Source organism: Quyinboa sediminis (assembly GCF_042219855.1).
GTDB lineage: Bacteria > Bacteroidota > Bacteroidia > Bacteroidales > UBA5342 > JBHJHP01.
Genome location: NZ_JBHJHP010000001.1, coordinates 525407 through 540930 on the forward strand (window position 1 = coordinate 525407; position 15524 = coordinate 540930).

Here is a 15524-nt window from a genome sequence, read left to right on the forward strand (position 1 = left end):
CAATCATTTATTCTATATTTAAGGGTGCTTTACAGCACCCTTTTTTGTTTAAACAAGTATCACTATGCTACCATCAGGAGAATATAATAAACGTATTGCAGACCTGGACGTTGAAATTCAGAAATTAACAAAAAAACATAATATATATTCTGTTTTGAGACTGGTTCTTTTTCTCATATCAGCAGCAACTATCTACCTTTTTGTTAAAGGGTATTCATTTTTAGTTCCATTAGTAGCGGTGGCGCTTTTTGTAGCCACTTTAATTAAAGATGGCAGATTATCAGATATATTGAAATATAAAAAGGCTCTCAGGGCTTTAAATGAAGACGAATTAAAATCGGAGAAGCAACATTCACATCCTGTATTCGATAATGGAAAAAATTATATTGATCCCAGACATCCGTATAGTTACGACATTGATATATTTGGAGAAGGATCCCTTTTTAAACACATAAACCGTAGCGTCACACCTAAAGGTGAAGTCGTTTTAGCAGCTGCATTAAACCAAATCAGGAAGGATACTGAAACCATAAAACTGCGTCAGGAAGCTATTAATGAGCTCTGTGGAAATACCGCATTAAGGCAGGATTTTATTGCAGAGAAGTACCTCCATCCATTGGTTCCGAAGGATAATATTAAAGAATTGCTTCAGTCAGATGAACTTTATACCGTCCATTCAGAGAAGATTACTTACAGACTACTGTTATTATTTGTGCCATTATTATTCTTGTTTACTGTTATTCTCGCATCACTGGGAACAATAACTTCTACTATTCCTGTTGTTGTTTTTCTGTTGCAGCTTTTTATTGTTGGATCATTTTTAAAACGCATCAACGGCTACCACCGGATTATTGATATAATAAGTAAAAACCTGAAACGGGATGCCAGATTACTTAGAACGATTGATCGGTATAAGTTTAAATCCGCCTTGCTGGGAAATCTTAAACGTGAGTTGATTGATAAACCGGACTCAGCTTTAAATGCCATAAAACAATCGGAACTTTTGCTAAATGCATTTGAAAACCGGTTAAATATGTTTACTTCATTTTTATTGAATGGTATCTATATGCGGGACCTGTGGTTAATTCTTCGGTTTAACCGTTGGCTGAACAGGTACAGGGAAGAGGTTGCGGTATGGATTGTTCAGATTGCGGAATTTGATGCATTAATAAGTATCGGAAATTTTAATTACAATAATCCAGCGTTTGTATTTCCTGATCCAGAGGGAAAAGAATTCTTAAATGCGGTTAAACTGGGACATCCTCTAATTCCTTCTGATAAAAGGGTATGCAATGATTTTATAATATCATCAACAGGTGAATTGCATATAGTTACCGGGGCTAATATGTCCGGTAAAAGTACCTTTTTACGTACTGTGCTGGTGAATCTTGTTCTGGCATCTGCCGGATCCGCAGTGTGTGCCAACAGGTTTCGGTATAAGCCGGCATCCATATTTTCAAGTATACGAACCTTTGATAATTTAATCGATGACGTCTCCTATTTTCAGGCTGAGCTGATCCGGTTGAAACATATGATGGATGAGGCAGTCAAGGGTGAGCCGGTGGTGATAGCGATTGATGAGCCTTTAAAAGGTACAAACTCTGAGGATAAGCGAAAAGGATCAGTATTATTGCTGAAAAAAATGATTGAATTGCCTGTTTGCGGTTTGGTAGCAACTCACGATCTGGAACTTAAAGTATTATCTGAAAATGATAAACGTTTTCATCTTATATGTTTTGAACTGAATTTTGAGGGTGAAAAGGTAATTTACGATTATACCATCAGGGATGGAGTAACAACCACGATGAATGCCACCATATTAATGAAAAATATGGGGCTGATATAAAAAAAGGCAGATGTTGAACCTACATCTGCCTAAAAATGATTAAAACGAATTTAGTATTACATGATACCGATACCAACTGAAAACGGAGTGGTAAGCGGTCCCTTGTTTTCCTGGAATAATTCTGAAACGTAGTAAGTGCCGTAGAGGCTCAGACCTTTGTAACCGATTCTGGCAGTAAAACCATAACGGAACGGATTCAGATAAAAGTCACCATGATTCTTTTCCTTAACATTGGATGTTTTATACTTTGTGTGTGATCCGAGCTTTAGTGCACCGATGGCACCGGCAGATATGAAAGCATCGCCACCTGGCAATGTGATTTCAAGCATGACCGGAACAGTAAGATAACTTGTTGTGAGTTTTGTCTTCTTCGCTTCAATATTTTCTGTAACGCCAAGATCAACCGGTTCAATGCGGTTATTCATTTTTGCAAGAGTCAGATTATTATCGAAGGTATAATTATTAAAATTAAAGCCCAGACCGGCAACAATTCCCATTTTAGCCGAATGCTGAGTCCTGCCGTTAATAATTCCCAGGTTAAAATGGAACGGATTAATATTAACCTCAACGGATTTATTATAATTCAGTTCCATGAATTCATTGGTGGGAGTAAAGCCGGGATTAGCACCGTACATGCTGTAATCGGGAGCAGTAAATGTATTCATCCCAAGATCAAATGTTGACCAGTGGCCTTTGAATTTTCCTTTTTTAACATGATGTTCAATAGCTTCCTCATCGTCATCTTTTTGAATCCTGTCGAATGAAACATCTGCTTTTCCGTTTATATCGGTAACACGCATCATTTTCTTTCCAAGGCGAACCTCAACGGTGTCACCGCCTTTATCTGCGATATATATGTTGTTGTAGCCACCAATTGCCAGTTCGGAAGCATCATTGCCATCAACTACTTTGACTACGGATTTGCCCACAATTTTGACTTCCGTTGTATCTGCATTCGACTTTTTTGTAATGGATGTGGATTTCAGTACCGGTTCAGCTATTTCAATGGTAACTTTCCCGTTGATATTTTCCAGTTCATCACGGTTTTCCATAATAGCATCCTTAACCTTTTTGTACTGTTCCATCTGCGCCAGCTGCTTTCTGTATTCCTGTTCACTGGCTATCATCTGTTCCCTGAGTTCTGACTGCTGTTCTTTCATAGCCATTTTTTGGGCCTCCAGTTCTTTTTTCCTGGCTTCAACCTGCTCTTTAGCCATCTTTTGCTGTTCATCGGCCATAAGCTGTTGCTCTTTTTGATCGATGGCATTCTGCTCTTTAATGGCTTTGTCGAGTTCCTTTGACATCTTATCCATGCTTACTGAAAGTTCCTTGAGCATCAGATTCATACTTTCCACGAGTTCTGAGGCCACGGTTTCAATCACCTGGTTAAGGCTGTCCGCATCAATGGTAATGACCGTTGACGTTCCTTTATTTACAACAGTTACTTCTCCTTTTGTACCTACATCCAATTTTGTAGTATCCTGTGCGCTTATTGACCAGATAAACACAAATAATCCCCCTAGTAAAACTGTTAATCGCTTCATAATTAATATTTGTTAGTTGTTTGTTATTTATTGTTTTTTCTTATGGGTAGAGTAAAAGCCAGTAAATCGCTGTTTACATTTATTTTACTCACCTTGCCATTTTTACTTGTTTCGTAATTTATTCTATCGTTAGATGCCATTTTCAGTACGTTTAACACCCCTTTTTCAACCTGTTCCCGTTCGATATTTATTCCCTGGGAGAGCAGTTTTTCGCCTGTTTTAGCAAAACGCTGCATAGGTTTTTGATCGTTGGCAGCTATGAATTCATCATTGGCTGTAATGGTCGGCCTGACAATCAGAATATATTTAGCCGGCTTTGCTTTTTTGGGTTTAAGTTCCTGATATTCGGTTCGTTCTCCGGTAAACTCTTCAACAGACTCTGTTCTGTAAGCGGTTTGATCCGAAATTTGAACGGTTGAATTTTTAGTCTGCTTATTATTTGCAATTTCTGGCGTAACCACTGCTACAACACCTGCTGCATCTGTTGCATTGTCCTTTAATTCTTTGTCTGTATCCGATAATTTCTCCGCAGAAGAATCTGATTGAATATCTGACAATTCTGCAATCTTTTGTTGTTGCTGAATTTCAATAGGTTGTGTTTTCCGTATCTGCCAAGGTTTAAAATAAAACATGGCAAACAGAAAAATAGCCGCAACTGATGCTATTCTGCCAAAGCGCATAAATAAAGGAATAACCTTTGTTTTATGATATAACATATCCTTGTCAGGAAACAGCACCGTTAAATCAGGCCTGAGTTTGGTTAATGAAAACAACGCGAAAGCTCTTTTTGCTGAATTGTGTGTATTGATAAAGGTCTCAAAATCTGCTTTTTCATCTTCTGTGATATCATTCTCCAGATATCCAACAGCTGTTTCATTAAAGAACACTTCGTCTTCAAATACCGATTGTTTCAGAGCTGCTTTATCCGGGTATGAAATCTTTTCAGGTTTAAGAAATGTTGCATCCAGTCCCTGCACTTCTTTCCATATATCCGGATTTTCCACCAGGAAGAGCTGTAATTCTTTCTTTACATCTTCTGAGATGGTCCCATCCAGCAAATCGACAATAAATAATTCGTAATTTTCTCTGTTAATGTTCATCTCAATCTTTTTAAATAACAACGTCCAATGCGCCTATGTACTCTTTTAAAGCGACTCTGCCACGATATATGGTTATCTTTACCTGACCTTCATTCAATTCCATAATTTCGCCAATTTCCTGGTAAGAATAACCTTCGTAATCCCTTAATATAATAGCGGTGCGTTGTCTTTCATTGATTTTAGAGAGTGCCTCATCCAGGATCTCTTTCAAATCGCTGTAGTTCCGTTCTTCACCCTGTTCAGGCATGGTATCTGTATAAATCTGCCTGTAGCCTTTACGTTTAACATCTATAACCGCATTATACGATGTTTTAAAGAGCCAGGGAGCAGCTTTTTCAACCTCAACCTTTTCACGGTTTTTCCAAAGCTTTTCAAAACTGTCCTGTACGATGTCCATGGATGCATCCGCATCTTTCATGGTCTTCAAAACGTAACGGTAAAGTCTGTCACTAAAATCATCCACTATGATATTGTACTCTTTTGTCGTCACTTTCTCATCTTATTTCCATATGCAAGACGTAATACTATTTAAAAAGTTACATCAGTATTAAAATTTATGAACACGAATTAAATATGCTGTAAATTTAAGATATTGTCTGCAGCAAATAAGAACTTTTAACGAAATACCTGATTGGTAACCCATTAAGCTGACTCCGTAATTCAATTTTCATTTGTTATCTTTGTGGCTTAATAAGTATCAAGTATCAAGAATCAAGACACAAGATAATTTTGGAGATAGTTTATGGGTAGTTGAAGACTGCTAATGAAAAAATAAATGAAAAGATTTAAAAGTCAACAAAATTTGTAATTCAATATTTCAAATTCGTAATTAAAAAGTCCTGATACCTGATACCTGATACCTGATACTTAAAAGATGAAAATAATTGTTGGTTTATCGGGTGGGGTTGATTCCAGTGTCGCAGCATATCTGTTGAAAGAGCAGGGTTATGATGTACACGGTCTGTTTATGGTGAATTGGCACGACAGGACAGGAACAATAACCAGCAGTTGTACCTGGGAGGATGATTGGGATCTGGCACAAATGGTGGCTAAAAAACTGGATATTCCCATTGAGCTGGTCGACCTGTCTGAAAAATACAGGCAGCGGGTTGTGGACTATATGTTTGATGAGTATGGTAAGGGTCGTACGCCTAATCCGGATGTATTGTGCAACCGGGAGATAAAATTTGATGAATTTCTGAATGTAGCTCTTGAAAAAGGGGCAGATCTTGTAGCAACGGGACATTATTGCCGCAGAGCTGAACATAATGGAACATATGCGCTGTTGGCCGGTCGGGATGACAATAAGGACCAAAGTTATTTTTTATGTCAGCTTAGCCAGGTACAGTTGTCAAAAGCTCTGTTTCCTATCGGTGAATTAACAAAACCAGAGGTTCGGAAAATTGCGGAAAAAGCGAAACTGCCTACCGCCAACCGGAAAGATAGTCAGGGGATTTGCTTCGTGGGTAAGGTGCATTTACCGGATTTTTTAAAACAGAAACTGGAACCTCAAAAGGGAAATGTGATAGAAGTGTTCTCTACACAACGAATCTTTAAGGAACAGCAGGATGATAAGATTTTATCGGATGAAGATCTGATCCGTTTATCAGCACCTTATGATTTTACTGCGGTTCGGGGAAAAAAAATAGGGGAACATAACGGGGCGCACTACTATACCGTAGGGCAACGAAAAGGTTTAAACATTGGTGGGTATAAAGAACCCCTGTTTGTATTGGGAACCAATACGGATACCAATATAATATATGTTGGAGAAGGGCAGGAGCATCCGGGATTGTTCAGAAAGGGATTGTTTATAAAAAAGGATGAAGTCCATTGGGTGAGACCGGATTTAGAGATGCAACAGGGTGACGAGCGTAGGTTTGACGTCAGGATAAGATACCGTCAGCCGCTGCAGAAAGCTACTTTATATATGAGGCCTGCTGGTGTGTTTATTATTTTTGATGAATCTCAAAGGGCTGTTACACCGGGACAGTTTGCAGCCTGGTATCATAACGATGAGCTGATCGGTTCAGGTGTAATAGATGCTTAGAATTTAATTCACGGATTTAGATTATTAAATTTGTGTTAAGCAAAAATTTTCATTTTTCGAATAAAAATTCCAAAACGCTTTTCATACGCGAATTTTGGTGCTCTACAGCATATTTTTACTACTTAATATTAAATAAAGGTACAAATCATTAAATAAATGTGATTTTTCCCTGAAAACGTTTGGTTAATTGGTTTTTTCATATAAATTTGTGAGTGTTTCAAGAAAAACTAATTGTTAACTCTAAAAAAAATTTATTATGAACAAAGCTCAATTAATTGATGCAATTGCTGATAAAGCTGGACTTAGCAAAGCCGATGCCAAAAAAGCCCTCGACGCTGTTGTTGCTTCCGTTACTGATGCACTTAAAGCTGGTGATCGTGTAGGTTTAGTAGGTTTTGGATCTTTCTCAGTATCTGAAAGAGGTGCCAGAACTGGTATCAACCCTCAAACTAAAGCTACTATTCAAATCCCTGCCAAAAAAGTTGTTAAATTTAAAGCAGGTGCTGAATTAGGTGATGCAGTAAATTAATCAGTTTTTCTGGTAAAGATATTTGGGAGTGCACAACGCGTACTCCCATTTTTATTTTATAATGTTTGATCCGGATTTAATACAATACCTTACACAATTCCTTACTGATGAACGTAATGCTGTGATAAACAGGGTTCTTGCCGAACGAACCCGTTATATTACTGTTGTTCTGGAAGATATTTTTCAGTCACAAAACGCCAGTGCGGTGCTGAGAACATGTGATTGTTTTGGGGTACAGGATGTACACATCATTGAAAACTATAACGAATACGATGTGAATCCGGATGTGGCACTTGGATCAGACAAGTGGCTGACTATGCATAAGTATAACGGCCGGACTGAAAATACGGCAAATGCATTGAAACAGTTAAAAAATGAGGGATACAGGATTATCGCGACCACACCACATACAAACGATATTTTACTGGAAGATTTTAACCTTGAAGAGGGCCGGTTTGCCCTGGTATTCGGAACAGAGCAATCCGGAATTTCAAATACCGTAGAGGAGTATGCGGATGCATTTCTGCGTATTCCAATGTATGGTTTTACCGAAAGTTACAATATTTCAGTATCTGCAGCCATTTGCCTGCATGATCTGGTTAAAAGATTAAAAGCCGGTGGTATAAACTGGCAACTTACAACGGCTGAATCAAATGCCCTTAAATATGAGTGGTTGACGAAAACCATTAAGAAAAGCGATCTTATCCTTGAGCGTTACAATAAAGAACGAACCTGTTTGAAATAATTTCCTTAAATTTGGTTGTTATCCAAATTTAATGCCTTGAACCCAAAGTCTGTAATACCACTAGTATCTTTTTCAAGATTACTGTTACCGCTCATGACGGGAACATTTGTATATTTCTTTGTCTCCCTGGAAAAACATGATGGTTTTATTTTGCCATTGAGTATAAGCACAGTTTTACTTTGTATTTTTCTTTGTTATTATCACATTCAAAAAGGTCTGAAAAATGCGGTATTTGCTGTATGCCTGAATGTATTCCTGATCGCAGCCGGGTTTCTTTTATTTCATCTTCATGAAGCAAATCATATTGTATATCCGCAATACGGTCGGGATATCATTGTTGGCCGGGTGGAGCAAAAACGTCCTTTAACTGAAGAAAGAGCTATAATAGTGGTTAAAACCATTAAGGCACAAAATTCAGAAAGGGAATATAAGGCAAGCTTATTTCTTAACACAGATGATCCTGAAGTGGTTCCCGGAGCCATCATACTTATCCGTGCTGTTTTCGCTAAAGTTCAGAACAAAGGGAATCCGGGTGAATATGATTTTGCATCATATTTGAAGCGGCAGCATATTACAGCCAGCGGGTTTGTGGAATCGACAGAAGTTTTAGAGGTGAAAAAAGATTATTACCACCTTGTCTGGATGCTCAAGGAAAAACTGAAACGGCTGTATCGTGATGCAGGTTTTAAACCTGAAAATGAAGCATTACTGTATGCACTGACTTCCGGTGATAAAAGCCTGATATCCGATGAGCAGAAACTGGCTTTTCAAAATTCGGGGGTTATACATATTTTGGCAGTCAGCGGCTTACATGTGGGAATTTTATACATGATGATTTTTTCTTTGTTAAAAACTGTCTCTAAAACAAAATACGGAGGGTCGCTTTCATTCTTAATTATTACTGTTGTTCTGGTTCTTTATGCTTTTTTTACAGGTTTAAGTCCATCGGTGACCAGGGCAGTCATCATGTTTATTCTCATTGATCTGACCAGGTTGTTGAGAAAACCTCATCTTATTTATAATGTGATTTCCATCAGCGCTTTTATTATTGTTATAGCAGATCCCCATTATTTGTTTGAACCGGGATTCTGGTTGAGTTATGGTGCGGTTTTATCTATTTTGCTTTTTATGAATCTTGTGGCACCTTACCTGAGAGAAAAGCCGGTTTTAATAAAAAGATTTTTTGAAATATCACTTGTGACATTGGCAGCACAACCAGGGACTTTGCCACTGGTCTTATTATGGTTTAAGCAGTTTCCAAAGTATTTTCTGATCACAAACATATTTATAATACCGTTTATCGGTATTGCGCTGATTTACAACTTTGTTATCATTATCCTCGGAGCAATTGGTATCCCGGTTAGGTTTATTGCCAAACCACTGGATTGGCTTATAACTTATATTAATCTCGTTCCTGAATTTGTTTCCGGATTGAACAGTGCTGTTTTTTCAGGAATTAATATCACTTTTATAATGGTATTGCTATTGTATGGACTTTTCATTGCTGTGATTATGCTGCTGTATCGTCAGAATCCCGGATTAATAAAACACATTGCCGTTTTGGGGATCGCTTTGATTTTGCTCAGTGGTTTCACCAGCTACCAGACAGAAAAGAGGAGAGAGGTGGTTCTGTTTAATTCCGGTTCAACCATTATAGCCGATCGCAGTGGAAAAACATGTACATTTTATCATTCCAATTTGGATGAGCCTGATCAGTGTGTTGAGGATTATGTAAATAGTACAGGTATTCAAAATGTAAATGAAGAACACCTGAAAAAATTTACGTATGCAGGAGAACAACTGTTTCAACTGGTTTCGGATCGAAACGAACGGATGATGGGATTACCGGTTCAAAGATATCTGCTTTTCGAAACCTTTCCCAAGGATTTAATAAGTGCCTTACCCTATATAAAACAGTGCATTATTCTGCGTTCATGCAGTTATTACGACCGGGAAAAGATTAAAGACTGGTGCAAAACAAATACCATTTCTTATCATGATATAAGGGAAGATGGTGCATTTGTTATAGTATTAACTCAAGGGACGATCAGCTTACCACCTTAATAAAAATATCATTCATGCTGGGAATCTGTTCTTCAAATCCGAGGATAGAATGCTCTTTCATCAGAATTTTCAATACTTCGTTTGGTTTATGATCTTCCTCAAGCTGGATCATCAGTTCAAGGTTGTCTTTCTTCTCTTTTTTATCCAGTAATTCAGCCCATTGTGGAAGATCGCCGTTAAGTGAATCGTTTTTCCCTTCGATCATAAACCTGAATTTATTGGATTTATAGGTGTTTTTAATATCCGTAACATTACCTTCAAGTATGACTTTTGATTTATTGATGAGCGCAATGTCGTCGCAGATTTCTTCTACAGAACTCATGTTATGGGTAGAAAAAATAATGGTTGCACCTTTTTTCTTTAATTCCAGAATTTCATCTTTTAACAGTTGAGCATTCACAGGGTCAAAGCCACTGAAAGGTTCATCAAATATGAGCAGTTTAGGTTCATGCAGTACGGTTGTAATAAACTGAACTTTCTGCTGCATTCCCTTTGATAGTTCTTCAACCTTTTTATCCCACCAGGGCAGAATATCGAATTTATTAAACCAGAACTTCAGTTTTTTCATAGCATCATTCCTGCTTAACCCCTTGAGTTGAGCAAGATAAAGAGCTTGTTCTCCAACTTTCATTTTACGGTATAATCCCCTTTCTTCAGGCAGATAGCCGATTTGTTCCACATCCAGGTTAGACATTTTTCGTCCGTCAAGCAGAAGTTCACCACTGTCGGGTGCTGTAATCTGATTAATAATGCGGATCAGAGTGGTCTTTCCGGCTCCGTTAGGTCCGAGTAACCCAAAAATATGGTTTTCAGGAACGGATATGGACACTTTATCCAACGCTACATGATTGGAATATGCTTTTACAACGTCGCGGGCTTCGATAAGGGACTTACTCATATTTTTTTGTTTTAAGCAAAAATACATTTTTTCTTTCAGAACCAAGAAATCAGACACAAGACACAAGATTTTTTACAAAAATCCTAATTGTGTATACGAAAAATCAAACCTTGATTTGTATTTGTGGTGAAGAATGTTCATTCTAAAATCCTCGATTCCGATGTATCTGAACATCTCCATTTTCAAAAAAGGAAAATCTTGATTCTTACGTCATATATCTTGTGTCTTAAATAAATTTGCTGCTTTGATGTTAGTTCGGTATTTTTGCACAAATTTTTTCAACACTTACAATGGAGAGCAGTTCAAGGTACGATAAACGCGGTGTTTCAGCTTCAAAAGATGATGTACACAATGCCATAAAAAATGTGGATAAGGGAATTTTTCCAAAGGCTTTCTGCAAAATAGTGCCCGATTATCTCGGTGGCGATCCTGATTACTGCAATATCATGCATGCAGATGGAGCAGGTACAAAATCTTCGCTGGCTTATATGTACTGGAAAGAAACAGGCGATTTGTCGGTCTGGAAAGGTATTGCGCAGGATGCCCTGATTATGAATATTGATGATTTGCTATGTGTTGGAGCCGTTGAAAATATTTTGGTTTCATCTACCATCGGACGGAATAAAAACCTGATTCCCGGTGAAGTGATCTCTGCGATCATTAATGGCTCGGAAGAGCTGATGCAGGAAATGCGGGACATGGGGATTTCGGTGTACAGCACCGGAGGAGAAACGGCAGACGTGGGCGATCTGGTAAGGACCATCATTGTGGATTCAACAGTTACAGCCCGTATGCATCGTTCCAGGGTAATCTCCAACGATAATATTAAAGCCGGTGATGTCATTGTTGGGCTGTCATCTTCCGGTCAGACAAGTTACGAAAGTGCATACAATGGTGGTATGGGCAGTAACGGACTGACATCAGCACGTCATGATGTATTTGCACATTATCTTGCTGAAAAATATCCTGAGAGTTACGATGCTGCCATAGATGACGATCTGGTATATTCCGGATCATACCGCTTAACAGATAAAATTGAAGGTCTGGGACTGGATGCCGGGAAGCTGGTGCTGTCGCCAACCCGTACATATGCGCCAGTCGTTAAAGCGCTTCTGGATGAACTTGGTTCTGAGGTTAACGGAATGGTACATTGCTCCGGTGGTGCGCAAACCAAGGTGATGCATTTCGTAAATAACCTGAAAGTAATAAAAGATAATCTGTTTCCTGTACCACCTCTTTTTGAACTTATTCAGAAAGAATCGGGGACGGACTGGAAGGAGATGTATAAGGTGTTTAATATGGGGCACAGGATGGAAGTTTATCTGCCTGAAACTCATGCACAAAAGGTGATGGATATTGCAAAATCGTTCAATCTGGATTCCAGAATTGTTGGACGTTGTGAAGCATCTGATGCCAATTCCCTGACCATCAGATCTGAATTTGGGGAGTTTACTTATTAAAACAATTATGGCTGAAAAGAATAGTCTTTTGCAACGGCTCGAAACCGTGAAGATCCGGTTTGAGGAAGTGTCGCAGTTAATTACAGATCCTGAAGTAATTGCTGACATGAACCGTTATGTAAAACTGAATAAGGAATATAAAGATTTAGATAAACTCGTTAAGGTTGCCAAATCATACGAGCAAACGCTGGATACCATTGCCACTGCCAAGGAAATTCTTGCAGAGGAGAGTGATCAGGAATTGCGTGAAATGGCAAAAATGGAACTGGAAGAACTGGAACCACAGGTTGCACCGAAAGAAGAGCAGATTAAAATTATGCTTGTTCCGGCTGATCCGGAAGATGCCAAGAATGCGGTGATGGAAATTCGTGCAGGAACCGGTGGTGACGAAGCCAGTATTTTTGCCGGTGATCTGTTCCGCATGTATACCAAATATTGTGAAACCAAAGGCTGGCGGGTTGAGGTTACGCATTACAACGAAGGTACATCGGGTGGATACAAGGAGATCGTTTTTAATGTAACTGGAGAGGGCGTCTATGGTATACTGAAATATGAATCGGGTGTACATCGGGTACAGCGGATTCCTCAGACAGAAACACAGGGACGTGTACATACGTCTGCTTCTACCGTGGCTGTTCTTCCAGAAGCTGAGGAGTTTGATGTGGAATTGCGGAATGAAGATATCCGGCGGGATGAATACTGTTCATCTGGCCCGGGTGGACAGTCGGTGAATACAACATATTCAGCCATTCGCTTGACTCATATACCATCTGGTATTGTGGTAACTTGTCAGGATCAGAAATCCAAGCTGAAAAACCTGGATAAAGCAATGGCTGAGTTACGTACCCGTTTATATAATCTGGAATATCAGAAACGAATGGAAGAGTTATCTGCCAAACGTAAAACAATGGTGTCAACGGGTGACCGTTCGGCCAAGATCCGTACGTACAATTATCCGCAGGGACGTGTAACCGATCACAGGATCAACCTGACACTTTATAACTTATCAGCAATAATGGATGGCGATATTCAGGATATAATTGATAAGCTGATGATAGCTGAGAATACTGAAAAACTGAAAGAAGCAGGATATTAATTGCAGACATAAGACATTAGTTTTATTTATTATATGCCCCTTGTTCCCCGCAAGGGGTTTTTTATTGATGTTCATTTATAATGCCAATTATACATTTAAGCAAATCAAACCTCGCGTCTTAAATCTTACATCTTATAACTTGAGTCTTGATCCCTGCTGCTATTTTTAACTGTCTTTTAGAATAAATGGGATGCATAAAAGAGATAGTTTATTATTTTTGCACAAAAACATAAAAAATGGATTCCAACGCACTTTTCGGGCAGATCAAACTGAAAAAATCATTTTTATGTGTCGGGCTAGACACTGATATTAACAAAATTCCCAAACAATTAAAGGATACAACCGATCCGATATTTGCATTTAATAAAGAAATTATAGATGCCACGCATAAGGTAACTGTTGCTTATAAGCCAAATCTAGCCTTTTATGAATCGCTGGGTGTAAAAGGATGGGAAAGCCTGGAGAAGACGGTGAATTATATCCGGAGTGTAGATGAAAATATTTTTATTATAGCAGATGCAAAACGTGGTGATATCGGAAATACTTCAGCCATGTATGCCAGGGCATTTTTCGATCACATGGATTTTGATGCTGTTACAGTGGCACCATATATGGGTGAGGACTCCGTGAAACCTTTTATGACATATTTTGAAAAGTGGGTGATCTTACTTGCACTAACATCGAATAAAGGTGCATTCAATTTCCAGTTTATAAAAGACAATGAAACAGGAGATAAGCTGTACGAACAGGTTATAAAAACATCTAAGGCATGGGGCGATATCAATAATATGATGTACGTTGTTGGTGCCACAAAAGCAGAAATGTTATCCGATATAAGAAAAATTATTCCGGATCATTTTTTATTGGTTCCGGGTGTTGGTGCACAGGGCGGAAGTTTGCAGGACGTGGTTAAATACGGCATCAACACGCAGTGTGGTCTGCTTGTAAATTCTTCACGGGGCATCATTTATGCTGATTCATCAGATAAATTCGCTGAGGTTGCAGGGCAAAAAGCAAAGGAACTTGCTGCAGAAATGGCTGAAGCACTCAGCACATATAATTTAATTTAAATAAAAGACGATTGATATAAGACGATAGACCATAGACAAATATCAACTTTAAATGTCTGCGAAAGTATCTTAATTTATATCTTAAATCTTGTTACATATCTTTACATAGCTAATGAATTTTACCGATGCACTTAACCTGGTGGAAGAGAAGCTGGGGGAAATAAATTTTAAAAGGCCACCTCAGGGGTTGTACGACCCCATTGCTTACACTCTTGCTAACGGAGGAAAGCGCATCCGTCCGGCCCTTGTTCTTATGGCTCATGCTTTGTTTGATTCCAAACCGGAAAAAGCACTGATGCCTGCGATCGGCATAGAGGTATTCCATAATTTTACCTTACTGCATGATGATATCATGGACATGGCTGATATTCGGCGTGGTAAACCATCTGTTCACGTGAAATGGAACGAAAACACTGCAATTTTGTCCGGAGATGCCATGCTCATTATGGCCTATCAGTTTGTTGCCGGATGCGAACCCAGGTATCTTCAGGACGTACAGAATGAGTTTTCGAAAGTGGCACTCGAAATATGTGAAGGGCAACAATACGATATGGATTTCGAGAACCGGGAAGATGTTACCATTGACGAGTACCTCAACATGATCAGGCTGAAAACAGCTGTCCTGCTTGGATCAAGCCTTAAGATCGGTGCTATAACCGGAAATGCATCAGCTGAAAATTCAAATCATTTATATAACTTCGGAATCAATATCGGATTGGCCTTTCAGTTAATGGATGACATTCTGGATGTTTATGCCGATAAAGATAATTTCGGGAAGGAACCCGGTGGGGATATCGTTTCAAACAAGAAGACTTTTCTGCTGCTGTCCGCATTAAACGAAGCCAAAGGTCAGGAAAGATCGGAACTCGATAAATGGTTAGGTGCCGATGAGTTTGACCGGAATGAAAAAATCAAAGCTGTTCGGGAAATCTACGATAACACTGGCGTAAAAGTTCTGGCAACAAAAAAGATGGAATCCTTTTACAACACTGCAATTACCGAGTTGGAAAAAGTGTCGGGTAATAAAGATGTAGCGGTTGAATTAAAAAATCTGGCTGATTCATTAATGAAGCGAACAAAATAATTTCGAAAGGGTTCTTTTATTACAAACAATAAATTCAT

Annotated in this window: 13 protein-coding genes; 9 read left to right on the top strand and 4 right to left on the bottom strand. The window is 38.7% G+C overall.

Annotation, left to right across the window (positions count from 1 at the left end):
• Positions 1 to 64: 64 nt before the first annotated feature.
• Positions 65 to 1846: a MutS-related protein gene (locus tag ACE1EF_RS02210; RefSeq protein WP_375718972.1), complete on the top strand. Its 1782-nt coding sequence runs from the start codon at positions 65 to 67 to the stop codon at positions 1844 to 1846.
• Positions 1847 to 1902: 56 nt separating this feature from the next.
• Here ACE1EF_RS02210 and ACE1EF_RS02215 read toward each other — a convergent pair whose 3' ends face one another.
• Genes ACE1EF_RS02215 through ACE1EF_RS02225 form a run of 3 tightly spaced genes read right to left on the bottom strand, consistent with a single transcriptional unit; the run spans position 1903 to position 4980 of the window.
• The gene (locus ACE1EF_RS02215; protein WP_375718973.1) at positions 1903 to 3390 is read right to left on the bottom strand and encodes an outer membrane beta-barrel protein; all 1488 of its coding nucleotides are present in this window, start codon (positions 3388 to 3390) and stop codon (positions 1903 to 1905) included.
• A 23-nt stretch (positions 3391 to 3413) separates the two neighbouring features.
• Entirely contained in the window at positions 3414 to 4490 is a 1077-nt protein-coding gene (locus ACE1EF_RS02220; protein WP_375718974.1) for a hypothetical protein, read from the bottom strand.
• Between the two features lie 10 nt (positions 4491 to 4500).
• Positions 4501 to 4980, bottom strand: coding sequence for an RNA polymerase sigma factor (locus ACE1EF_RS02225; protein ID WP_375718975.1), 480 nt, complete (start codon positions 4978 to 4980; stop codon positions 4501 to 4503).
• A gap of 384 nt (positions 4981 to 5364) precedes the next feature.
• Between ACE1EF_RS02225 and mnmA the strand changes: the two genes are divergently transcribed.
• The 4 genes from mnmA to ACE1EF_RS02245 all read left to right on the top strand — a co-directional run bounded on the left by mnmA (position 5365) and on the right by ACE1EF_RS02245 (position 9878).
• Positions 5365 to 6540, top strand: a complete 1176-nt coding sequence (gene mnmA, locus ACE1EF_RS02230; RefSeq protein WP_375718976.1) for a tRNA 2-thiouridine(34) synthase MnmA — start codon at positions 5365 to 5367, stop codon at positions 6538 to 6540.
• 256 nt (positions 6541 to 6796) lie between these two features.
• Positions 6797 to 7069: an HU family DNA-binding protein gene (locus ACE1EF_RS02235; RefSeq protein ID WP_375718977.1), complete on the top strand. Its 273-nt coding sequence runs from the start codon at positions 6797 to 6799 to the stop codon at positions 7067 to 7069.
• A 61-nt stretch (positions 7070 to 7130) separates the two neighbouring features.
• On the top strand, positions 7131 to 7814 hold the full coding sequence (locus tag ACE1EF_RS02240) for a TrmH family RNA methyltransferase (protein WP_375718978.1): 684 nt from the start codon (positions 7131 to 7133) through the stop codon (positions 7812 to 7814).
• A gap of 93 nt (positions 7815 to 7907) precedes the next feature.
• A complete protein-coding gene (locus ACE1EF_RS02245) occupies positions 7908 to 9878 on the top strand; it encodes a ComEC/Rec2 family competence protein (protein WP_375718979.1) in 1971 nt (656 codons plus the stop codon).
• On the opposite strand, the gene ACE1EF_RS02250 is transcribed toward ACE1EF_RS02245, so the two are convergent.
• Entirely contained in the window at positions 9862 to 10776 is a 915-nt protein-coding gene (locus ACE1EF_RS02250; RefSeq protein WP_375718980.1) for an ABC transporter ATP-binding protein, read from the bottom strand. The two genes, ACE1EF_RS02245 and ACE1EF_RS02250, sit on opposite strands and share 17 nt — an antisense overlap.
• 290 nt (positions 10777 to 11066) lie before the next feature.
• On the opposite strand from ACE1EF_RS02250, the gene ACE1EF_RS02255 reads away from it, so the two are divergent.
• The 4 genes from ACE1EF_RS02255 to ACE1EF_RS02270 all read left to right on the top strand — a co-directional run bounded on the left by ACE1EF_RS02255 (position 11067) and on the right by ACE1EF_RS02270 (position 15486).
• Positions 11067 to 12236, top strand: a complete 1170-nt coding sequence (locus ACE1EF_RS02255; RefSeq protein ID WP_375718981.1) for an AIR synthase related protein — start codon at positions 11067 to 11069, stop codon at positions 12234 to 12236.
• A gap of 7 nt (positions 12237 to 12243) precedes the next feature.
• Positions 12244 to 13332 (top strand): peptide chain release factor 1, encoded by a 1089-nt coding sequence (gene prfA / locus ACE1EF_RS02260; protein ID WP_375718982.1) that lies wholly within the window; start codon positions 12244 to 12246, stop codon positions 13330 to 13332.
• Between the two features lie 236 nt (positions 13333 to 13568).
• Entirely contained in the window at positions 13569 to 14402 is an 834-nt protein-coding gene (gene pyrF, locus ACE1EF_RS02265) for an orotidine-5'-phosphate decarboxylase (RefSeq protein ID WP_375718983.1), read from the top strand.
• A gap of 112 nt (positions 14403 to 14514) precedes the next feature.
• Positions 14515 to 15486 (top strand): polyprenyl synthetase family protein, encoded by a 972-nt coding sequence (locus ACE1EF_RS02270; protein WP_375718984.1) that lies wholly within the window; start codon positions 14515 to 14517, stop codon positions 15484 to 15486.
• The last annotated feature ends 38 nt before the right edge of the window (positions 15487 to 15524 follow it).

Bases quoted from the DNA above. Each gene is read 5' to 3' on its own strand.
- ACE1EF_RS02210 (WP_375718972.1), top strand. From the start codon at position 65: ATGCTACCATCAGGAGAATATAATAAACGTATTGCAGACCTGGACGTT.
- ACE1EF_RS02215 (WP_375718973.1), bottom strand. From the start codon at position 3,390: ATGAAGCGATTAACAGTTTTACTAGGGGGATTATTTGTGTTTATCTGG.
- ACE1EF_RS02220 (WP_375718974.1), bottom strand. From the start codon at position 4,490: ATGAACATTAACAGAGAAAATTACGAATTATTTATTGTCGATTTGCTG.
- mnmA (WP_375718976.1), top strand. From the start codon at position 5,365: ATGAAAATAATTGTTGGTTTATCGGGTGGGGTTGATTCCAGTGTCGCA.
- ACE1EF_RS02235 (WP_375718977.1), top strand. From the start codon at position 6,797: ATGAACAAAGCTCAATTAATTGATGCAATTGCTGATAAAGCTGGACTT.
- ACE1EF_RS02240 (WP_375718978.1), top strand. From the start codon at position 7,131: ATGTTTGATCCGGATTTAATACAATACCTTACACAATTCCTTACTGAT.
- ACE1EF_RS02245 (WP_375718979.1), top strand. From the start codon at position 7,908: ATGACGGGAACATTTGTATATTTCTTTGTCTCCCTGGAAAAACATGAT.
- ACE1EF_RS02250 (WP_375718980.1), bottom strand. From the start codon at position 10,776: ATGAGTAAGTCCCTTATCGAAGCCCGCGACGTTGTAAAAGCATATTCC.
- ACE1EF_RS02255 (WP_375718981.1), top strand. From the start codon at position 11,067: ATGGAGAGCAGTTCAAGGTACGATAAACGCGGTGTTTCAGCTTCAAAA.
- prfA (WP_375718982.1), top strand. From the start codon at position 12,244: ATGGCTGAAAAGAATAGTCTTTTGCAACGGCTCGAAACCGTGAAGATC.
- pyrF (WP_375718983.1), top strand. From the start codon at position 13,569: ATGGATTCCAACGCACTTTTCGGGCAGATCAAACTGAAAAAATCATTT.
- ACE1EF_RS02270 (WP_375718984.1), top strand. From the start codon at position 14,515: ATGAATTTTACCGATGCACTTAACCTGGTGGAAGAGAAGCTGGGGGAA.